We start from the raw sequence: 20,324 nt of genomic DNA on the forward strand, positions 1-20,324 counted from the left end.
GCCGTACTTGCAAATGCCAGCGGCCGGGGCAAGCACCCCGGCCGTAGCACGCTTACTGGTGGAAAGGACGGGACAGGCGATGCACGGCGACAACCAGAGCGGCGGCATGCTCGGGATCAGCATGTTGGGAGATGCCGTGACCCAGATTGAAGACATGGCCGGAACCCTGGCCATAAGCGGTCAGAATGCGGCCGGCCTCGGCCTCGATGGCAGCCGGCGAGCCAAACAGTGCGTTCGGATCGAAATTACCCTGCAGGGCGACCTTGTCGCCGACGCGGGCACGTGCCAGGCCGATATCGGTAGTCCAGTCCAGGCCCACGCAGTCGGCCCCGATGGCGGCAATCTCTTCCAGCCACTGACCACCATTTTTGGTGAACACGATGACCGGCACACGACGGCCATCGGCCTCGCGCTTGAGACCGGCCACGATGCGCTGCATATAGGCCAGCGAAAATTCCTTGTAGGCTGCATGGCTGAGCGCGCCGCCCCAGGTGTCGAAAATCTGCACGGCTTGGGCGCCGGCATCGATCTGGGCGTTCAGGTAATCGGTCACGGTCTGGGCATTGACCGCCAGAATGTGATGCAGCAATTCCGGACGGCTATACAGCATGGCTTTGACGTTGCGGAAATCATCCGAGCCACCGCCTTCGATCATGTAGCAGGCCAGGGTGAAGGGGCTGCCGGAAAAGCCGATCAGCGGCACGCGGCCGTCCAGCGCCTTGCGGATGCTGGATACGGCATCGAATACGTATTGCAGCTTGTCCAGCGCCGGTACGCTCAGGGCGCGGATGGCGGTTTCATCGCGCAGCGGACGCTCGAACTTGGGGCCTTCGCCTTCAGCGAAGTACAGGCCCAGTCCCATGGCGTCCGGTACGGTGAGGATGTCGGAGAACAGGATGGCCGCATCCAGGGGGAAACGCTCCAGCGGCTGCAGGGTGACTTCGGTGGCGTAATCCGGGCTGGTGCACAAGCCCATGAAGCTGCCGGCGCGGGCGCGGGTGGCGCGGTATTCCGGCAGGTAGCGTCCAGCCTGGCGCATCATCCAGATGGGGGTATATTCAACCGGCTCCTTCAGGAGCGCGCGCAGGAAGGTATCGTTCTTGAGCTGGGTCATGATGGTATGGGCTTGCTAGCTTGGCGTAATGGAATCAGCCGGCATTATACCTGTCCCTGCCTTGCGCCGGGGTATTACCGGCAGGCCGGTGGCTGGCATCACGCGCCACTGGCGCAGGCAGATGGCCTGAGCAAAACGGCCATCCCACTCCAGCCGGGCAGAGACAAAACGCTGCGGCAGCGCCTGCCAGCACAGCTGTGGCCACAGATGGTGCACTCCGCGCAAATGGCTGTTGAGCAGACACAGGCCCAGCCAGCGCGGCAAGGCCAGATTGGCGGCGCAGCGGGCATCGCCCAGCGGCTGGCCAGCAAAGCAGGCATGATCGGTCAGCGAGATCAACAGCGCCCGCGCCAGCAAGGCCAGCCACAGCATCCAGTCATTCGCGCCGTAAATCAGCAATGACAAGCCGGGCAAGAGCCAGGCCAGCAGCGCATCCAGCCGCGCACCATGTCGCTGCGGGCTGCGCCACAGACGACGCTGCAGCAAGGGGAACAAGGGGGCGCGTCCGGCCAGCCAGCGCCAGCGGCCGCTCGCCGGACAAAACAGCAGCAACAGGCTGCCGGCCAGCGCCATCAGATAGGCCACACCACACAGCCGCAGCCACAGGTAAAGCCGGCGCTGCCAGCCCGCTTCCTCGCCCGGTTCATACACCTCCACCCGACAGGCCGCACTGCGGCTGTAGCGGTGATGCAGATAATGCGCCTGCCGCCATACCTCGAAAGGAATGCCCAGGCTGATGCCCAGCAGACGCCCGGCCAGACGGTTGTAACGCACGGACGGCAGCAGCAGGCCATGCACGGCTTCGTGCAGCAGCTGCCAGCGTAGCGGAATCAGCAGTACCGCCGCCACCAGCAACAAGCCATAGGCCGGATGAAACCAGGCCACGGCCAGCGGCACGGCCACCAGTTCCACCAGCCACAAACGCAGCGCCAGCAGCAGCAAAACCAGATTGAGGCGGACGGGAATGGCAGAGGAAGACATGCGGGCTCCGGCGGCGGCAGTAGCGCGCAGTGTGACGGCTCAGCATGAAACACAGATGACGCTGGCCGCCACCAGCCAGCAGGATAGCGCTCAGATCCAGCCGGCAAAGCCCAGCAGCGCGCCGCCGGCCAGCAGCCACAGCGGATTGATACGAGTACGCCAGGCCAGCACGGTGCTGCCGGCACACAGCAGCCAGCCGGTCCAATGCTGGTTGGCCGCCTCGCTCATCAACATGGCACTGCCGGCCACCAAGCCGATGGTCAGCGGTGCCAGACCGCGCTCGATGGCGCGCCGCCACGGCGAGGCATGCCAGCGCTGCCACAGCTGCGCCACGTAATAGCACAGCAGGGACGAGGGGCCGCACATGCCCACGGTGGCGGCGCAGGCCCCGGCCAGGCCAGCCACCTTCCAGCCGATCAGGCTCACCACCAGCACATTCGGCCCGGGTGCCGCCTGGGCAATGGCAAACAGCGCGGCAAATTCCTGGCCGCTCATCCAGTGATGGCTTTCCACCACGTAATGATGCATTTCCGGAATCAGGGTAATGGCGCCACCCACTGCCATCAGCGAGAACACGGAAAAACTGGCCAGTAGCGACAGCAGCAGCATCATGATTTCTCTCCTGCCCGCCCACGTTGCCGCGCCAGCCATACCGATACCGGAGCCAGTACCAGCAACACCAGCAGCAGCGGCCAGCGCAGCACGCCAACAGCAATAAAGGTAAGTACGGCCAGCAAGACGGCCACGGCATGGCGCTCGATTTTCGTCCCCATGCGCAGCGCCATGGCCAGCAGCAAGCCGGCTGCCGTGGAGGCAAGACCGCGCAAGGTACCCTGTACATCCGGCAGGCTCTGGTAATGGTCGTACAGCATGGCCATGCTCAGCACGATCACCAGCGGTGCCAGCATCAGGCCGGCTACGGCCAGCCAGGCACCGGCCACGCCGTGAAAGCGCGAGCCGATGGCGATGGACATATTGACGATATTGGGGCCTGGCAGAATCTGTCCCAGGCCGAGCAGTTCGGTGAATTCTTCTTCACTCAGCCAGCGGCGTTGCTGCACCAGCATGCGATGGGCCAGCGGCAGCACACCGCCAAAACCGCTGAGTCCTATGCTGAAAAAGCCCAGGAACAACTGGCGGCGGCTAGGAATGATCGTGGATGGAGTCATGTTGCAAGCCTAGCCGGCTCCAGCCCAATCAACAAACGAGTTTTTATGGCTTTTCATGTGAGCTAAACTCACTTGCATGAATCGACGACTTCCTCCGCTTAATGCACTGAAAGCCTTTGAAGCCGCAGCCCGCCACGGTAATTTCAGTGCCGCTGCCAGTGCACTGTATGTGACCCACGGTGCCATTAGTCGCCAGATCCAGCAGTTGGAACAGTGGCTGGGCGTGGAGCTGTTCGAACGCCATGGCCGACGGGTACGGCTGTCGGTGGCTGGCCAGTCCTACCTGCCGGCGATTCAGGCGGCACTGGACAGCATTGCCGCTGCCACCGAAAAGCTGACCGCACGCAAGCAGGGGCGGCGGCTGAATATCAATGTCACCCCCACCCTGGCCATGCACTGGCTGCTACCGCGACTCACCCGCTTCCAGCTGCGCTATCCGGGGGTCGAGCTGCGGCTGGCGACTTCCGATGCCAGCATCAACAATCAGAATGCCGATTTCGACATCGCCATCCGCCGTGGCAAGGATCACTGGCATGGCTTTGTCTCGCACGCCTTCCTCACCGAACGGGAGATACCGGTGTGCAGCCCGGCCCTGCTGCAACGCCTGCCCATCCGCCAGCCGGCTGATCTTGCCGCCCACACCTTGTTGCATGCGGAAACCCGGCCGGTGGCCTGGGCGCGCTGGCTGGCCGCCGCCGGCGTACCGGCATTGCAGTCAGCAGCGGATCAGCACTTCGATCATTACTACCTGGCCTTGCAGGCGGCAGTGGATGGACTGGGGGTGACGCTGGGAGCGCTGCCGGTCATTGAAAGCGAGCTGGCCAGCGGCAAGCTGGTCGCTCCGCTGACCGGGCCGGAAATCACCGTGCGTGGCTATTCCTGGGCAGTACCACAGGCACTGGTAGGTGATGAACTGGTGACGGCATTCTGCCGCTGGCTGGAAGAAGAAGGCAGCCAGCACTGAGACTGACCGATTTCAGGGGCGATACCACAGGCTGGCATCCTGTAGCGGGGTGGCCGGCGGCAACAGGGGATTGTCCAGCTCGATCAGTGTGCGCTTGGCCAGCGCCAGCCCGGCCAGGACCTGGCCGTTATAGCGCAGGAACAACTGGTTGAAGCGGCCATCCTGCAAGGCCATGCGCAAGCCCTTCTCCAGTTGGGCCGCCAGTTGGGGCTGATGTGGGCTGACAAAGAAATACATGGCTGCGGGATAGCGCAGCAACAGGTGGCGATCAATCACCAGCCCCTGCGACACGGGTAAGGCGGCCTCGCGCTGAACTTCCATCACACTGCGCGGGAAGTAGTCGAAACGCTTGCGCAGCAACATGGGGAAGAGATTGCCATAATCCTGGCTGGTCAGTACTTTCAGGCCGCCACTGCGCAGGATGCTCGTGTCCGGCCAATCGTCCACTTGCCCGGCCACCAGCCGCGCCAGTTGCTGGCGGTTGCTGATGCCAGCCAGCAAATCGGGCCGTTCGGCGGTAACCAGTGCCACCCGCCAGCCGATCAACCCCTTGTCCAGTGGAATGCGGATCGGCAAGGTTTTTTGTTCGCGCTCCTTGCTGGTCATGCCCCAGAACAGATCGATGCCACCATTGGCCTTGCTCAATTGCACCAGGGCGCGCGACTGGTTCATGGTACTGGTGCCAAGCAGCTGACAACGCAGCTGCGCCTCGTCACACGCCAGCTGCAACAAGGCCAGCATATAGGCGCGATGCGGATCGCTCAGCCCGGAAACCATGGCATAACGCACTGGCTGCACCGGCACGGCCGCCAGGATGTGGGCACTCAACAGCAAGGACAACAACAGGGTGGCAAGTGGCTTGATCATGGCAGCTACCTTACTGTTTATTCATACTGTTATAACAGATGCATCAAACAATCGCGGCCGTAGCGGCTGCGCAGTATTGCAGTGTAGGCAGCACTGTTACCAAGCATGCGACCATCCTGACTGAATGGCCAGCTAGCGCGGCACGCTACTCCCGGCGGGTGCCAGCCAACGCCGCAGCCACAGTCGCAAGCTGTCCAGATAGCTGTAGACCACTGGCAGCACAATCAACGTCAGCAGGGTAGAGGTGATCATGCCACCGATGATGGCATGGGCCATCGGCGCGCGGCTTTCCGCCCCCTCGCCGCCGCCCAGCGCCATCGGCAGCATGCCGAAAATCATCGCCAGGCTGGTCATCATGATGGGGCGCAGCCGGACCCGGCCGGCTTCAACAATCGCCTCGTTACGGCTAAGGCCCTCGCGCCGCGCCTGATTGATGAAATCCACCAGCAGGATGCCGTTCTTGGCCGACAGCCCCATCAGCATGATGATGCCGATCACCGAGAACATATTGAGCGTGGAGCCGGTCAGCCACAACGCCAGGAAAACGCCGACAAAAGCCAGTGGCAAGGCCACCATGATGGCCAGCGGCTGGGTAAAACTGCGGAACTGCGCCGCCAGAATCATGTAAATGAAGATCACCCCCATGGCCAGTGCCTGTACGGCATAGCCCAGGGATTCTTCCATGTCGCGGCGCTCGCCCTCCTCGGCCAGCACCACACCGGGCGGCAGTTTGAAGGCTGCAGTGATCTTGCTGATGTCGGCAAACACCGAACCGGCATCCCGCCCGGCGATATTGCCGGTAACGGTCACCTGGCGCAGCAGGTCGACGCGGTCGATCTGGCGCGGACTGAGGCCGGGGCTGAGCCGGGTCACCGTGGACAGCGGCACCATGCTGGCTGCGCCATTGGCATCCGGCCGCCCGGCTACGGTAATGATGTCCAGCAACTCATTGCGTCGCTCACTGCGCGGTACTTGCAGCAATACATCGTAATTTTCACCATCCGGTGCTTCCCAGCTGCCCACCACATCTCCGGCCAATAGCTGTGACAGCGTGCTCCCCACCCTGTTGAGATCCACGCCCAGGCTGGCCGCCGCATCGCGGCGGATTTCCAGCTTGAGCGCCGGGTCGGCATCGGCCAGGCTGCTTTGCAGATCGCCCACCCCCTTTACCGTGGCCAGCTGTTTGATCAAGGCATTGGCCGCCGCGTCCAGCTCGCTCAGATTGCTGCCGCGCAGGCCGATATTGATGGGTTTGCCACCAGGCCCTTCCTTGCCCATCTCTTCCAGCGAGAGAATTTCCACTCCGGCCACCCGGCTAACCGCGCTGCGTGCCTGCTGCATCACGCTGAACAGGCTGTGACTGCGCGTGGTCTTGCTGCCCAGGTCCACCACCAGTTGGCCATCGCTCTTGCCCGAGCCGAAACTGCCACTACCGGCGGTCAGTTGGATGGACTGCACTGCCGGCAGCCGGCGCAGCAAGGCTTCCAGCTCGCGCCCCTTGCTGGTGGTGTAATCCAGCGAAGAACCGGGAGCCGTCTTGTACGACAGCGAAAACTTGCCCTTGTCCTGCCGAGGCATGAATTCACCGCCTATCAGTGGCACCAGCATGCAGCTGCCCAGCAGCAGGAGTAGTGCGCCGCTCAACACCGTCTTGCGATGGCGTAGCGTCCAGCCGATAGCCGTTACATAGTGCGTAGCCAGCCGGTCCAGTGAGCGCTCACAGCCATCCAGCAAGCGCCCCAGCGGGCCGCGATGGCGGTCGCCATGCTGGTGCGGATCAGGCCAGATCGACGACAACATCGGGTCGAGGGTAAAGCTGACCAGCATGGAGATCAGCACCGCCACCGTGACGGTGAGGCCGAACTGGTGGAAAAACTTGCCGATGATGCCGCTCATGAAACCGACCGGCAAAAACACCGCCACCACAGTTAGCGTGGTGGCCAGCACGGCCAGGCCGATTTCATTGGTACCGTCCAGCGCCGCCTGATAATGGCTCTTGCCCAGATGGCGATGGCGCACGATGTTTTCACGCACCACGATGGCGTCATCGATCAGCAGGCCGATGGACAGCGACAGCGCCATCAATGTCATCAGGTTCAGGGTGAAGCCCAGTGCCTGCAGCGCAAACAGGGTGCCAATCAGCGCCACCGGCAAAGTAAGACCGGTAATCACCGTGCTGCGCCAGCTCCCCAGGAACAGGAAGACGATCAGCACCGTGAGTGCTGCCCCCTCCAGCAAGCTGGCTTCGACATTGGCCAGCGATTTTTTGACGTCTTCCGACTTGTCATAGGTAAAGCGCACCTGGGTGCCGGGCGGCAGTTGGCCTTGCAACTGGTGCAGCACCTGCTTGACGCCATCGGCCACTTCCACCACGTTGGCACCGCGTGCCGCACGGATATCCATGCCGACGCCAGGTTTGCCATCGATCAGCGCCAGGCTGTCCGCCTCGGCCTCGGCATCGCTGACGCTGGCGATGTCGGACAGGCGAATGGGGCTGCCATTGCGATAGCCGGTCACCAGGCTGGCAAAGTCGTCCGGTGACTTGAGCTTGCCGCTGACACGCACGCTCAGTTCATTGCTGGCGGTGCTGACGGCGCCGGCCGGGTAGTCGCGGTTACCGGCGCGGATGGCATCGGCCACTTCCTGCAGCGACAGGCCGCTGGCTTCCAGCCGGTAGGGATCGACGTCGATGCGGATTTGTCGCTTCACGCCGCCCACCACCTTGGCCTCGCCCACGCCGGATACCGTCTGCAGCCGTTTTTTCAGCGTGTTTTCCAGCCAGGTGGTGAGGGTGCGCTGCGACACCTGGCTGGAGCTGAAGCTGACCGACAACAGCGGCTGGTCGTTGGGATTGAATTGCGATACCGACGGTGTGCTGATTTCACGGCGGAAGCGGCCCTGCACCCCGCCCACCCGGTCGCGGACATCCTGCACGCCGATATTGGGATCTACCGTCAGCGCGAACTCCACCACGATGGTGGAGCTGCCCTCGAAGGAATAAGAGCGGATGTGCTTGACGCCATTGATGGTGTTGATGGCTTCTTCCAGCGGGCGGGTGACTTCGCTTTCTACCACCTCGGGCGAGGCGCCGCTGTACTGGGTGGTGATGACGGCAACCGGGAAACGGATGTCAGGCAGCTCCTCCACCGGCAGCCGCGACCAGGCAAACAGGCCGAGCACCAGCAAGGTCAGCATCAACACCGTGGCGAAGTAGGGATTGCGCACGCTGATACGGGTCAACCACATAGCATCACCTTACTTGAGGCCGGTCGGCAGGCTCACGGCATCGCCGGCCGCCACACCCAACAGTGCAGCGGACAGGACCAGTTGGCCGGGCTTCACGCCCTGCAGCGCCACCTTGCGCTCGGTCTGCGACCATAGCAGCACCTCCACCGGCCGACGTTGCAGCCGGCCCTGCTCCACCAACATGACCCAGGGCTTGCCCTGCAAGTCCTGCACTGCGGTCTGCGGCAGCACTACCTGCCCTTCCAGCTGGCGCAACACCACGCCGCCCTTGGCAAACTGCCCGGCCTTGAGCCGGCCGTCACGGTTGTCTACACGGATATAAATCAGAAAACTACGGGTGCCGCTTTGTGCCACCGGATTGACGCGCACTACGGCACCGCTCAATTCATCCGGCAGGCCTTCCACATTGAAGCGCGCCTGCTGGCCGGGCTGGATGCGGCCTATCCATTGCGCCGGCACTGTCGCGCTCAATTCCAGCACGCTGAGGTCGGCAATGGAAAACAAGCGGGCATTCTTGGCAGCGATTTCACCGGGGTTGATCTTACGTTCGTACACCACACCGGAAATCGGCGCGCGTACCACGCTATCGGCCTGCAGCCGCCGCGCCCGTGCCAGCTGGCTGCTTTGCGCCTGCAATTCGCCCTGGCGCACGGTAAATTCGCTCTCGGCCTCGTCATAGGCCAGCTGGGAGATGAAACCCTTTTGCAGCAGCTCATGCTGCTTATCCAGCTTGATGCGCGCCAGCTTCAGCCGCGACTGGTTGCCGGCCAGCTGGGCTTGCTGTTCGCTGACCGACTGGTCCAGCGACTCGGAATCCAGCCGCGCCAGCTCCTGCCCCTGCCGCACGGATTCGCCCTCGCGCACCAGCACATCCTTGACCCTGGCCTCCACCTCGGCAGCAATGCTGCTGCTTTTCAGCGCGGCCAGCGTGCCGGTAAACGGCAGGGCATCGCGCAGGGCAGACAGCTGTGCCACTTCCACATCAGCGCGCGACAGTTCACGTGCACCCGCCACTGCGGCAGAGGCCACGGTTTTGCCACTGGCCGCGCCCTCCCCTTGTTTGCCGCAGCCGGCCAGCAGTGCCAACAGCATTCCCCATCCAAGCCAGCGTGCCTTCATTCGTTATTGTCGTCCGTGTTCATGTTAAGGCGCAGCCGCCATCGACGGCGTCATGCCCTTGGGCAGCAGCATCCACATGCTGCCGCTCTGCTTCATCCGCCCCGCGTACATGCCGGCCTCGCTGCCATAGCCCCAGAACAGGTCGGCACGCACTGCACCACGGATGGCGCTGCCGGTATCCTGGGCATGCACCAGCCGCGTCAAGGGCTGCTGGCTGAGCGGCCAGGTCGTCGCCAGATAGACCGGCGTGCCCAGCGGAATGTAATGCGGGTCGACCGCAATGCTATAACCACCCGTCAGCGGCACCCCCAGTGCACCGGCCGGGCCGCTGTCGCCACCCGGCAGCGTCTTGAAGAAGACATAGCTGGGATTAACCGCAAACAATTCCTGCTGCCGGCCGGGGTTGGCCTTGATCCAGGCTTGTATGCCCTGCATTGAGGCGGCAGACAGTGTCAGCTCGCGTTTTTCCACCAGCCATTTGCCAATCGACTGATAGGCGTAACCATTTTGTTCGGCATAGCCGACGTGCAGGAAACTGCCGTCTTCCAGCTGAATGCGGCCAGAGCCCTGCACCTGCAGGAAGAACAGCTCCACCGGGTCTTCCACCCAGGCCAGCACCGGCGCGCAGGCCACGCCCTTGCCCTGGGCTATCTCGGCCCGGGTGTAATACGGCAGCAGACGATTACCCGCCAGCCGGCCCTTGAGCTTGTTACTGCGGCTATCCACCGGGAAATCTGCCGGACGGATTTCCATCTCGCCCGGTCCGGCTTCACTCTTGCCCGGTAACAACTGCAGGCGATTGCCACCCGCCTTGCGGGCCACCAGCACGCTGCGGCCATGCAGGGCCAGCGGGTAATCCAGCACCAGCAGGTCGGCCGGCACCCCATAAACCGGATAAGGCGTGCGCTCGCTGCGGCTGCGGCTGCCATTGAGCAGTGGTTCGTAATAGCCGGTAATCAAACCGCCACTGCCAGCGCTATCGCGTACCGCCCAGGCATTGAAGCGATTTTCAAAAAACTGCCGCGTCTGCGCGCCATCCCCCGCAGGAATACGGGCGGCATCGGCACACACCCCCTGCCAGGCCGGCTTGCGCGCCGTCACCTTGCAGCTTTGTTGCAAGGCCGACAGGGTGTCACCCATATTTTGCTGCTGCCAGGCCGGCAAGGCTGCCGGACTCAGCAGGCCGCCATCGCCGGGACGCGGCGTGGTAGGGGTAGTGGTGGAACAAGCTGCCAGCCACAACAGTGGCAGCAGCAACAACAATCGTTTCAGCATGGACGGGAACTTGCGTAATTAAGAATCAGGAGGGTGGCTGGCGGGAGACAGCCAGCCGCCATGTTACCGTGCGCGGCGCGGTGCTGCACGGTTAGGACTGGCGTCTGACCCGGACCCGACAGCTGAGTTCGCCAAATGCACTATTTCATCGAGCCGCAACAAAACTGCAAACAAAGCTGGATAACATGTCGCCACAACACAGTCCACTGGCGATCCATCGCAATGGTCGGCCAGGCCATCACGCTGCTTGAAGCAAGGAGATAACCATGAAACACCTTTTCGCACGTTCCGCCCTGTTGGCAACCCTGGCCCTGAACATTGGCTTTACCCCGCTGATGGCCCATGCCGAAGATGCCGTTCCCACTGACGAACAGCTGGCTACCAATGTGAAGAACGCTCTGGATGCCGATCCGGAACTGAAAGCACTGGACCTGCACGTGGCCAGCAAAAAGCAGGAAGTGACCATCGACGGCAAAATGACCGATGACCAGCAGATGTTCAAGGCTGGCGTGATCGCCGAGAAGGTGCCGGGCGTCAAGTTCGTCATCAACAATATGAATATGTAAGCACAAGGCCCGATCAGGGCCTTGCCTGCTGCCAGCGCCTCCGCCAGCCGGAGGCGTTTTCACGTCAGGCTACACTCGGAGGCTTCCCGCAAAAGGTCAGAATCGCCCGTACGGCCAACCGAATCAGCCAAGGCCAACCCCATCCCGATCCTAGCCCGCCACCGCATGAACCAGAACACCCCGACCTTCGGTACAGCAGCAGCACACCCTTGCAAACCAGCCTATCGGCAAACGCCGCCCATCTTGCCTGTAATTAAAAGAAAATAGCTAAAAATCAGCGCAAATTTACGTAAATAGTTACGAAAAGCCCACCCTACCCTGACGCATTGACGCTGACTCCCCCGCCTCCGCACACTCTGCCCGCCTAGCATTTCGCCACTGCGCAACGGCTTGTCCCGTCAATTATCAGGAAAACTCATGAACCCACGCATTCTGGTTGCAGGCCTGGCCTGTACCCTGCCTCTACTGGCCCTGGCAGATGTTTCCATTTATGGCTCGGTGCGGGTTGGCATCAACAGCATAAAAAGTGTCGACACCCACTACCGCCAGACCACCGGCGTCGACGACTACGGCAGCAAGATCGGCTTTAAGGGCCGCGAGGATCTGGGCAACGGCTTGCAAGCCATCTGGCAGATGGAAACTGGCATGGCACTGGATGGCGTACCCAATAGCGGCACCGGCAGCGGCCGGCTGGCCAACCGCATCAGTTTTATCGGGCTGGAAGGCAGCTGGGGCAAGCTACGCGCCGGCTTTATCGACGACGTGCTGACTGATACCGAGTCCACCGACATCATGGCCAGCCCACGTCGTGACGTGAATGGCGGCATCGCCTACCCGCTATACGAAGCGCGCGATATCTTCGGCAGCAATAACTATGGCGACAGCCGCGCCAAGAACAGCCTGCGCTACGACAGCCCGCGTCTGTATGGAGTACAGGGCAGCCTGCAATATGGTGCCGGCGAAAAGCAGCTGGATGGCAAGAGTAGCGGTGACACCTGGGGCTTGCGCCTGTCTTACGCCAACGACGGCTACTTCGCCACTTACGCCTATCTGACCAAGCTCAACAGCATTGCCAGCAACAACAGCGGCGTACATCGACTGGAATTCGGCTACAACGCCAACAATCTGGCGCTAGCCGCCACCCTGCAAAAAACCACACTGTATGGCAATGCCCACAAGAATCTGGACAATAGCGACGACTTTGAAATTCCAGGCATTATCGAAGCCGGCATCGCCAAAACCGGCAACAACAAGCTCACCAGCCAGGTGTATGCGCTGAGCGCCGCTTACCGCATGGGCAACTTCAAGCCGATGGCGGTGTATTCGCACCGCCGCCAGGTCAAGGTAGATGGCCAGAGCCTGAACTGGGGTGCCAATCAGTGGGCCATCGGCGCCGAGTACTACCTGAGCAAAACCAGCTGGCTGCAAGCCGGCTATGGCCAGGTCAGACAAAACGCTGGCGGCCAACGTGCGCTGAAACTGGAACAGCCGGATGCCAACACCAGCTGGCTGATGCTGCGCAAGGAGTTCTGAGCGCGCTCAATAATAGCTGCACATGAAAAAGCCCGCCGTAACGGCGGGCTTTTTTTGCCAGGATCGCTCGCTTACACCGCTTCCAGTGCCAACAGCTCGGCCATGGTCTGGCGGCGACGGATCAAGCGCGGGCCAGCCTCATCCAGCAATACCTCGGCCAGCAGCGGACGGCTATTGTAATTGGACGACATGGTGGCACCGTAGGCACCGGCATCGTGGAACACCAGCCAGTCGCCCACCACCGCCGGCGGCAGCTCGCGGCTTTCCACCACGCCGCCCTCCTGCTGGGTAAACACATCACCCGACTCGCACAAGGGGCCGGCCACCACGGTAGCGACCTTGCCGGTTTTCTCCTGACCACTGCGCTCCAGCACCGAAATTTCGTGGTAGCTGCCATAGAGCGAAGGGCGCATCAGGTCGTTGAAACCGGCATCCACCAGCACGAAATGGCGATTGCCCATGTCCTTCACCGCCCGTACTTCGGCAATCAGTGCTCCCGCCTCGGCCACCAGGAAGCGGCCAGGTTCGATTTCCAGGCGCACGGCATGGCCCAGCAGCTGTTCCACGTCCTTGCGGGCCGCATCCCACAGTTGGAAATAATGCTCGGTATCGATGCGGCTATCGCCATCGCGATAGGGAATGGACAGGCCGCCACCAGCCGAAATGGCCTCGATATCCTGCCCCAGGCTGCGCACCAGCTCCACCATGGCACCGCATACCTGCTGCAGATGACCATAATCGACGCCGGAACCGATATGCATGTGGATGCCCACCAGCTTGAGGCCGAACTCGGCGATCACCGCCAGTGCCTGCTGCAGATCGGCATGCCAGATGCCGTGCTTGCTGTTTTCACCACCGGTATTGGTCTTGTGGCTGTGGCCATGGCCGAAACCGGGATTGATGCGCAGCCACACCCGGTGACCCGGCGAGCGTTCACCCAGCTGACGCAGCATGTCGATGCTGCCCGCATTCACCACGATGCGCTCGGCCACCACCTGCTCCAGCGTGGCGCGGTCCAGCACATCGGCGGTAAATACCACCTCGGACGGCTCGGCGGAAGCCAGGTCGTAACCCGCCTGGCGTGCACGCTCGATCTCGCCCAGCGACACCGCATCCACCATCACACCCTGCGCACGCATCAGGCGCAGGATATGGGTATTGGAATTGGCCTTCTGTGCATAGCGAATCACATCGAACTGCTTGAGCTGGGCAATGCGGGCGCGAATCACGGCGGCATCATATACCCACAGCGGAGCGCCGAATTGTTCGGCCAGGGCGGCAAGTTGGGGGGCGGCAAAAGTTTTCATGGCATTCCATTCAATGATTGCCATGATACTGCCGCAGCCGGCGACTAAAATAAAATATCAATTTATCGCCAGGTCTTTCATTTATGATATGACTCACCCCGAGCAAACCGAGCCCTGTCATGTCCTTCAACCTGCGCCATGTGGAAATCTTCCACGCCATCATGACCACCGGCAGCGTCACCGAAGCCGCCGTGCTGCTACATAGCTCGCAGCCTACCATCAGCCGCGAACTGGCCAGGCTGGAGCAACTAAGCGGCCTGACCCTGTTTGAGCGCGTGCGCGGCCGGCTGCGCCCCACCCGTCAGGCGCTGCAATTATTCGAAGAAGTCCAGCGTGCCTATCTGGGGCTGGAACGTATCGTCAGCACCGCCGAAGCCTTGCGTCACTTCGACCATGGCCAGCTGTCCATCGCCTGTCTGCCGATGTTTTCCCAGGCAGTGCTGCCAACGGTCTGTCAGCGCTTTCTGGCACGTTATCCCAGGGTCAGGCTGAGCATCGCACCGCAGGAGTCGCCCTTGCTGGAAGAGTGGCTGGCCGCGCAACGCCATGACCTGGGACTCACCGAAAGCCAGCTGCAGCCGGCCGGTACCAGTCAGCAGCAGATCTTCTGCGCCGATGAGGTCGCGGTGCTCCCCAGCGGCCACCCGTTGTGTAACAAGGCGGTGCTGGAGTTAGCCGACTTCGCCGGCCAGCCCTTCATCAGCCTGTCGGTCAGCGACATCTACCGCCAGCAGCTGGATAACTTGTTTGCCGAACAGCAAGTACCAAGACAAATGGTGCTGGAAACCCACAGCGCTGCCTCGGTATGCAGCATGGTGCGCCAAGGTGTCGGCATTGCCGTGGTCAATCCGCTCACTGCACTGGAATTCGCCTCCCAGGGTGTCATAGTCAAAAAGCTGGCGGTTTCCCTGCCCTTCCGCGTGCATCTGGTGCGGCCCTTGCACCGCCCGGCCTCCGCCTTGGTCGACAGCTTTGCCTTGTTGCTGCAGGAGGTACTGCAAGAGACCAGCCAGCGCGTGGCTAGCATCGCCTAAAGCACTGAACGCCTTTGTGCGCGGTCAACAAGCTGTCGAAGAAAAAATATGGCATTCGTATTTTTCGGCTATACCGGTAAGGAAACAATACCGACCGATGCCGGCTTGCGGCCGTAGCAATGTCCACTTTCGCTGCACGGCACACCGGACAGAAGCATTGTTCAGGGAGCCTTCATGCGCAACAACCAGCCTGTCACCCAGCACGAGTTATTCCTGCATCCGCAGCGCCCCATCGTCACCAAGACCGACCTCAAAGGGGTGATCACCTATGCCAACCGTGCGTTTATCGACATCAGCGGTTTCAGCGAAAGCGAGCTGATCGGTCAGCCACACAATGTGGTACGCCACCCCGACATGCCGCCGGAAGCCTTCGATGATATGTGGCAGACCATCCAGGGCGGCCATCCCTGGCGCGGGCTGGTCAAAAACCGCAGCAAGCAAGGCGATTTTTACTGGGTGGATGCTTATGTCACCCCGATTCGCGAAAACGGCACGACCGTGGGCTTTATGTCGGTGCGCAGCGCCCCGGACAAACAGCAATGCCAGCAGGCCGAGCAGCTTTATGCCGATGTGCGTGCCAAACGGGCCAGTTTTCCCCAGACCCGCCAAGCCAAAGCCGCCAGCCTGCAAAGCCTGCTGGTGCTGGCGATGCTGCCACCGGCCCTGGCCTTGCTTTCACAACTGTTCCTGCCCGATAGCGTGCACGATTACCTCAACGCGGCCAGCATCCTCTGGCTGATTGGCGCGGCCGTACTGATTCACCAGCGCTTAGCGGCACCGCTGGAACAGGCCAAGCAAGGTCTGGCCAGATTGTCCGAAGGCAATTTCAAGGAAGCCATTCCCCATTCTGGCTGTCAGGACATGCGCCAGATGCTGGAAATGCTGGAAACCATGCGCATCAATACCCGCGCCGTACTGGCCGACGTCGTGGTGGGGGCTCACGATATCAGCCAGGCCGCCACCGCCACCCATACCGAGGCCAGCCACCTGCAACAGCGCGGTGAACATGCCCAGGAAGGTATCACCCGCGTGGCGGCAGCGCTGGAACAGCTGTCGGTATCGGTCAATGAGATCTCCATTACCACTCGCAGCGGTGCCGATCATGCCAGCGCCGCCAACCAGCTGGCGGATCAGGGAGAGGACACAATGCTGCAGACCCGCGAGGTCACCCGCCAGGTGATGGGAGAATTCCAGACCACGCGCGATGCCATTCTGGTTCTGGAAAAATCAGCCGAGGAAATCGGCTCGGTCACTTCGGTGATCAAGGAAATCGCCAACCAGACCAATCTGCTAGCCCTGAATGCAGCCATCGAAGCCGCCCGCGCCGGCGAGCAGGGTCGTGGCTTTGCCGTGGTGGCCGACGAGGTACGCAAACTGGCCGAACGTACGGCGGGCAATACCCTGGAAATCGAGCAGTCCATCAATGTGTTGCACCAACGCACGCATCAGGTATTACAGAATGTGCATGCCGCACTGGAGCGGGTGCAGGGAGTGGAAAATGCCATCGGTACCGCCAGCTCCAGCCTGGCGGCCATCCGCGAGGCCAACCAGGGCGTGGCACAATCGGCGGCCAACGTGGCAGAAATGCTGCAACAACAGTCATCCGCCTCCACCGAAGTGGCACAAAACATGGAAACCATGAGCGCACTCACCGAGCAGAACAGCCACAGCATCGCCACCACCAGCCATGTAGCGCAGCAACTGCACACCACGGCCCACGACCTGAAACGGCTGGTCAGCCACTTCGAACGGCATCTGTAGGCCGGCAAGCGTCCCCGCGAAGACGAAGGCATTTGTTACAATAGCCGGCTGCCGCCCTTCTGAGCGGCTTGACCCGAATCACAGCAGGCGGCCGATGGCCGCCTTTCTGCTGGCCGCCGGCACTGCCCGATGCGCCGCAGCCCGCCCCGAGGATTGGATTTCGCTTGAAACTGCGTACCGTACTGCGCATAGCGCTATTGCTGGTGCTGATGGACATTGCCGCCGTCGCCTCCTTTCGCGCCAGCGTGGACGGTTCGCTGGACGAGCTGCGCTCGGCCAATACCCAGCGGCTGGAACTGTATGCCAACAGCCTCAACAGCGAGATCGGCCACTACGCCCGTCTGCCCAGCCTGCTCGGGCTATCGCCCTATGTGGAGCGGCTGCTGCACGCTCCGCAAGACCGCCAGCGCCAGCAGGCCGCCAATGACTATCTGGAACGCCTGAGCCAGCGTACCGGGGCCAGTGCCATCTACATCATGGACAGCAGCGGCATCGTGCGTGCCACCAGCAACTGGCGCCAGCTCGACAGCTATCTGGGCGAAAACGATGCCTTCCGCGCCTATTTCACCGACGCCATCAACGGCCAGCCTGGCCGTTTTTTCGGCGTGGGTACTACCCGCAGCGAAGCCGGCTACTATCTGTCCGAGCCACTCACCAGCCACGGCCGCATCATTGGCGTGGCGGTGGTCAAGATCAATATGGAATACCTGGAAAAGCTGTGGCGCGAAAACAAGACCATGGTGATGGTGTCCGACCAGAATGAAGTGGTCATCCTCGCCACCGAACCAGGATGGAAATTCAGCACCCTCAAGCCCTTCAGCAAGGCCTTGCAGGATGCCTTCGACCGCAACCGGCAATACAACCGCAAACACCTGCAACCGCTGGGGCTAGAAGAACGACGCAGCCTGGGCAATGGCAGCCACATCTACCGGCTGGACCAAAGCGGCCGACGCACGCTGAGCCGGCTGGCCTATCCGCGCGACATGCTGGGGCAATCGCTGCAGCTACCGCTGTCCAACTGGCGGCTTACCGTGCTGTCCAGCCTGGAGCCGGTTTATCAACTGGCCTATAACCGTGCGGCGCTGGCCGCCCTGCTCACCCTGCTCAGCCTCACCGGCATTCTGTGGCTGAATGAACGGCGCCGCCGCCTGCGCGACAAGCTGGCCGCGCGCGAGGCACTGCAGCAGGCCTACCGCGAGCTGGAACGCAAGGTGGAAGAACGCACCGCCGACCTGTCCCGTACCAACCTGCAATTGCAGGCAGAAGTCAGCGAACGCATCCGTGCCGAACAACACCTGCGCCAGACCCAGGACAATCTGGTGCAGGCCGGCAAGCTGGCCGTACTGGGTCAGCTGGCCACCGGCATTGCACACGAACTGAACCAGCCACTGGCCGCCCTGCGCACCCTGTCTGGCAATGCCATCAAGTTTATCGAACGCCAGCAAACCGACACCGCCCGCAGTAATCTGCAAACCATCTGCCAGCTGGTGGATAAAATGGGCGAAATCACCAGCGCCCTCAAAGGTTATGCACGCAAGTCCACCAGCAGCCTGGGCACGGTGGACATCTGCCTGGCCATCGACAGTGCCGTGCTGTTGCTGCGCAACCGGCTGGAAGGCAGCCAGGTACGCATTGTGCGCCCCAATGCACCGGAGCCATGGCAGGCGCGCTGCGACCCCAACCGTTTCGAACAGGTGCTGGTGAATCTGCTGGCCAATGCGCTGGACGAGCTGCAAGGCCGGCCACAGCCCACCATCGAAATCAGCGGTCATCGCACCACAGAACACCTACAATTGCAGATTCGCGATAACGGCCCCGGTTTGCAGGATGCCGTACGCGCCCAGCTGTTCGAGCCCTTTGTCACCACCAAGCCCGCCGGCATCGGCCTGGGGCTGGGGCTGACACTCAGCGCCGGCATCATTGCCGAAGCCGGCGGCAGCCTGAGCGCCGACAACCACCCGCAGGGTGGTGCGGTATTCACCATTACCCTGCCGCTTGCCACAAAGGAAAACCGCCATGTTTGATGGCATGAAAGTGTTGATTGTCGAAGATGATCCGGATGTCCGGCTGGGCTGCGAACAAGCACTGGCGCTGGAAGGGCTGGAAGCACGCGGTGTAGCCAGCGCCGAGCAGGCGCTGTCGCTGCTGCTGCCTGGCTTCCCCGGCGTGGTGGTGAGCGACATCCACCTGCAGGGCCAGGATGGCATGGCCTTGCTGCGCCAGCTCAAGGCGCGCGACAGCGGCCTGCCGGTAATCCTGATCACCGGCCACGGCGATGTCAGCCTGGCGGTACAGGCAATGAAGGATGGCGCCTACGACTTCATCGAAAAACCGTTTTCCTCGGAACGGCTGCATGAAGTGGTGTGCCGCGCCATGGAGCAGCGCCGCCTCAGCCTGGAAGTGGAAAGCCTGCGCCGGCAATTGCATGACAAGCAAAGCCTGGAAGCACGGCTGATCGGCCGCTCGCCGGCCATGGAGAAAGTGCGGCGCATGATCGCCGATCTGGCCGATACCTCGGCCAATGTGCTGATCCTGGGCGAAACCGGTACTGGCAAAGAGCTGGTGGCGCGCTGCCTGCATGAAATCAGCCGTCGTCAGAAAAACAATTTTGTTGCGGTCAACTGCGGCGGGCTGGCAGAAAACCTGTTCGAGAGCGAGATCTTCGGCCACGAAGCCCATGCTTTCACCGGCGCGGCCAAGCGCCGCATCGGCCGCATCGAATACGCCAATGGCGGTACGCTGTTCCTGGATGAAATCGAAAGCATGCCGCTGCCGCTGCAGATCAAGATGCTGCGCGTACTGCAGGAGCGTACGCTGGAACGGCTGGGCTCCAATACCCCGATCTCGGTCGACTGCCGCGTGGTATCGGCCACCAAGGCCGACCTCAAGGCCATGGGCAATAACGGCAGCTTCCGCAGCGACCTCTACTACCGCCTGAACGTGGTCACCCTGCAGCTGCCACCGCTGCGCGAACGGCGCGAGGATATCCCGCTGCTGTTCGAATACTTCCTGCTGCAGGCCGCCAGCCGCTTCGACCGCCCCACCCCGCAGCTGGAAGCCCACGAACAGGCCGAGCTGCTGGCCTACGACTGGCCGGGCAATGTGCGGGAACTACGCAATGTGGCCGAGCGCTATGTGCTGGGCATCCGCAGCCCGCTGTCCGAATCCGGTGAACTGAGCCAGAGCCTGCCCCTGGCCGAAACCGTCGAAGCCTTCGAACGCGCACTGATTGCCGAAGAGTTCCGTCGCCATGGTTTCAGCCTCAGTCGCACCAGCGAAGCGCTGAAAGTGGCCAAGACCACCCTGTTCGACAAGCTGAAAAAATACGGCCTCAACCAGCCGGGCTGATTGCGTCACCCTCACCCGACCCGCGCCGGCTTGCCAGCGT

16 protein-coding genes are annotated in these 20,324 nt (G+C 62.1%); 7 read left to right on the forward strand and 9 right to left on the reverse strand.

Annotated features, from left to right (window positions below; all coding sequences use genetic code 11):
* Positions 1-52 precede the first annotated feature (52 nt).
* The 4 genes from hemE to H2Z84_RS11690 form a co-directional block, all read right to left on the reverse strand.
* A complete protein-coding gene (hemE, locus tag H2Z84_RS11675; protein ID WP_181836108.1) occupies positions 53-1,114 on the reverse strand; it encodes a uroporphyrinogen decarboxylase in 1,062 nt (353 codons plus the stop codon).
* 15 nt (positions 1,115-1,129) lie between these two features.
* Positions 1,130-2,095: a fatty acid desaturase gene (locus H2Z84_RS11680; protein WP_181836109.1), complete on the reverse strand. Its 966-nt coding sequence runs from the start codon at positions 2,093-2,095 to the stop codon at positions 1,130-1,132.
* A gap of 90 nt (positions 2,096-2,185) precedes the next feature.
* Positions 2,186-2,707 (reverse strand): chromate transporter, encoded by a 522-nt coding sequence (locus H2Z84_RS11685; RefSeq protein WP_103524631.1) that lies wholly within the window; start codon positions 2,705-2,707, stop codon positions 2,186-2,188.
* Entirely contained in the window at positions 2,704-3,264 is a 561-nt protein-coding gene (locus tag H2Z84_RS11690; protein ID WP_181836110.1) for a chromate transporter, read from the reverse strand. Before H2Z84_RS11690 ends, H2Z84_RS11685 begins: the two co-directional genes overlap by 4 nt.
* Positions 3,265-3,340: 76 nt before the next feature.
* Between H2Z84_RS11690 and gcvA the strand changes: the two genes are divergently transcribed.
* The gene (gene gcvA, locus H2Z84_RS11695) at positions 3,341-4,228 is read left to right on the forward strand and encodes a transcriptional regulator GcvA (protein WP_181836111.1); all 888 of its coding nucleotides are present in this window, start codon (positions 3,341-3,343) and stop codon (positions 4,226-4,228) included.
* A 12-nt stretch (positions 4,229-4,240) separates the two neighbouring features.
* Here gcvA and H2Z84_RS11700 read toward each other — a convergent pair whose 3' ends face one another.
* The 4 genes from H2Z84_RS11700 to mltA form a co-directional block, all read right to left on the reverse strand.
* Positions 4,241-5,095, reverse strand: a complete 855-nt coding sequence (locus H2Z84_RS11700) for a transporter substrate-binding domain-containing protein (protein WP_220272797.1) — start codon at positions 5,093-5,095, stop codon at positions 4,241-4,243.
* Positions 5,096-5,227: 132 nt separating this feature from the next.
* The gene (locus H2Z84_RS11705; RefSeq protein ID WP_181836112.1) at positions 5,228-8,341 is read right to left on the reverse strand and encodes an efflux RND transporter permease subunit; all 3,114 of its coding nucleotides are present in this window, start codon (positions 8,339-8,341) and stop codon (positions 5,228-5,230) included.
* Positions 8,342-8,350: 9 nt separating this feature from the next.
* Positions 8,351-9,433 carry an efflux RND transporter periplasmic adaptor subunit gene (locus H2Z84_RS11710; protein ID WP_181836113.1) on the reverse strand — a complete coding sequence of 361 codons (1,083 nt, stop codon included), beginning with the start codon at positions 9,431-9,433 and terminating at the stop codon, positions 8,351-8,353.
* Between the two features lie 51 nt (positions 9,434-9,484).
* Positions 9,485-10,735, reverse strand: coding sequence for a murein transglycosylase A (gene mltA, locus H2Z84_RS11715; RefSeq protein ID WP_181836114.1), 1,251 nt, complete (start codon positions 10,733-10,735; stop codon positions 9,485-9,487).
* Between the two features lie 266 nt (positions 10,736-11,001).
* On the opposite strand from mltA, the gene H2Z84_RS11720 reads away from it, so the two are divergent.
* Both H2Z84_RS11720 and H2Z84_RS11725 read left to right on the forward strand, forming a co-directional pair.
* Positions 11,002-11,301 carry a BON domain-containing protein gene (locus tag H2Z84_RS11720; RefSeq protein WP_258869378.1) on the forward strand — a complete coding sequence of 100 codons (300 nt, stop codon included), beginning with the start codon at positions 11,002-11,004 and terminating at the stop codon, positions 11,299-11,301.
* Between the two features lie 417 nt (positions 11,302-11,718).
* Positions 11,719-12,834, forward strand: coding sequence for a porin (locus H2Z84_RS11725; protein ID WP_181836115.1), 1,116 nt, complete (start codon positions 11,719-11,721; stop codon positions 12,832-12,834).
* 71 nt (positions 12,835-12,905) lie between these two features.
* Here the strand turns inward: H2Z84_RS11725 and lysA are convergent, their stop codons facing one another.
* Positions 12,906-14,141 (reverse strand): diaminopimelate decarboxylase, encoded by a 1,236-nt coding sequence (lysA, locus tag H2Z84_RS11730; RefSeq protein WP_220272798.1) that lies wholly within the window; start codon positions 14,139-14,141, stop codon positions 12,906-12,908.
* A 119-nt stretch (positions 14,142-14,260) separates the two neighbouring features.
* On the opposite strand from lysA, the gene H2Z84_RS11735 reads away from it, so the two are divergent.
* The 4 genes from H2Z84_RS11735 (at position 14,261) to H2Z84_RS11750 (ending at position 20,284) form a co-directional block, all read left to right on the forward strand.
* On the forward strand, positions 14,261-15,175 hold the full coding sequence (locus H2Z84_RS11735; RefSeq protein ID WP_181836117.1) for a LysR family transcriptional regulator: 915 nt from the start codon (positions 14,261-14,263) through the stop codon (positions 15,173-15,175).
* 174 nt (positions 15,176-15,349) lie between these two features.
* A complete protein-coding gene (locus H2Z84_RS11740) occupies positions 15,350-16,936 on the forward strand; it encodes a methyl-accepting chemotaxis protein (protein ID WP_181836118.1) in 1,587 nt (528 codons plus the stop codon).
* Between the two features lie 164 nt (positions 16,937-17,100).
* Positions 17,101-18,960, forward strand: coding sequence for a sensor histidine kinase (locus H2Z84_RS11745; protein ID WP_220272799.1), 1,860 nt, complete (start codon positions 17,101-17,103; stop codon positions 18,958-18,960).
* Positions 18,953-20,284: a sigma-54-dependent transcriptional regulator gene (locus H2Z84_RS11750; RefSeq protein ID WP_124643263.1), complete on the forward strand. Its 1,332-nt coding sequence runs from the start codon at positions 18,953-18,955 to the stop codon at positions 20,282-20,284. Before H2Z84_RS11745 ends, H2Z84_RS11750 begins: the two co-directional genes overlap by 8 nt.
* The last annotated feature ends 40 nt before the right edge of the window (positions 20,285-20,324 follow it).

This window comes from Aquitalea aquatica, assembly GCF_013911085.1.
GTDB classification, from domain to species: domain Bacteria; phylum Pseudomonadota; class Gammaproteobacteria; order Burkholderiales; family Chromobacteriaceae; genus Aquitalea; species Aquitalea aquatica.

Coding starts and splice junctions, on each gene's coding strand:
- hemE (WP_181836108.1), bottom strand. CDS start 1,114: ATGACCCAGCTCAAGAACGATACCTTCCTGCGCGCGCTCCTGAAGGAG.
- H2Z84_RS11680 (WP_181836109.1), bottom strand. CDS start 2,095: ATGTCTTCCTCTGCCATTCCCGTCCGCCTCAATCTGGTTTTGCTGCTG.
- H2Z84_RS11685 (WP_103524631.1), bottom strand. CDS start 2,707: ATGATGCTGCTGCTGTCGCTACTGGCCAGTTTTTCCGTGTTCTCGCTG.
- H2Z84_RS11690 (WP_181836110.1), bottom strand. CDS start 3,264: ATGACTCCATCCACGATCATTCCTAGCCGCCGCCAGTTGTTCCTGGGC.
- gcvA (WP_181836111.1), top strand. CDS start 3,341: ATGAATCGACGACTTCCTCCGCTTAATGCACTGAAAGCCTTTGAAGCC.
- H2Z84_RS11700 (WP_220272797.1), bottom strand. CDS start 5,095: ATGATCAAGCCACTTGCCACCCTGTTGTTGTCCTTGCTGTTGAGTGCC.
- H2Z84_RS11705 (WP_181836112.1), bottom strand. CDS start 8,341: ATGTGGTTGACCCGTATCAGCGTGCGCAATCCCTACTTCGCCACGGTG.
- H2Z84_RS11710 (WP_181836113.1), bottom strand. CDS start 9,433: ATGCTGTTGGCACTGCTGGCCGGCTGCGGCAAACAAGGGGAGGGCGCG.
- mltA (WP_181836114.1), bottom strand. CDS start 10,735: ATGCTGAAACGATTGTTGTTGCTGCTGCCACTGTTGTGGCTGGCAGCT.
- H2Z84_RS11720 (WP_258869378.1), top strand. CDS start 11,002: ATGAAACACCTTTTCGCACGTTCCGCCCTGTTGGCAACCCTGGCCCTG.
- H2Z84_RS11725 (WP_181836115.1), top strand. CDS start 11,719: ATGAACCCACGCATTCTGGTTGCAGGCCTGGCCTGTACCCTGCCTCTA.
- lysA (WP_220272798.1), bottom strand. CDS start 14,141: ATGAAAACTTTTGCCGCCCCCCAACTTGCCGCCCTGGCCGAACAATTC.
- H2Z84_RS11735 (WP_181836117.1), top strand. CDS start 14,261: ATGTCCTTCAACCTGCGCCATGTGGAAATCTTCCACGCCATCATGACC.
- H2Z84_RS11740 (WP_181836118.1), top strand. CDS start 15,350: ATGCGCAACAACCAGCCTGTCACCCAGCACGAGTTATTCCTGCATCCG.
- H2Z84_RS11750 (WP_124643263.1), top strand. CDS start 18,953: ATGTTTGATGGCATGAAAGTGTTGATTGTCGAAGATGATCCGGATGTC.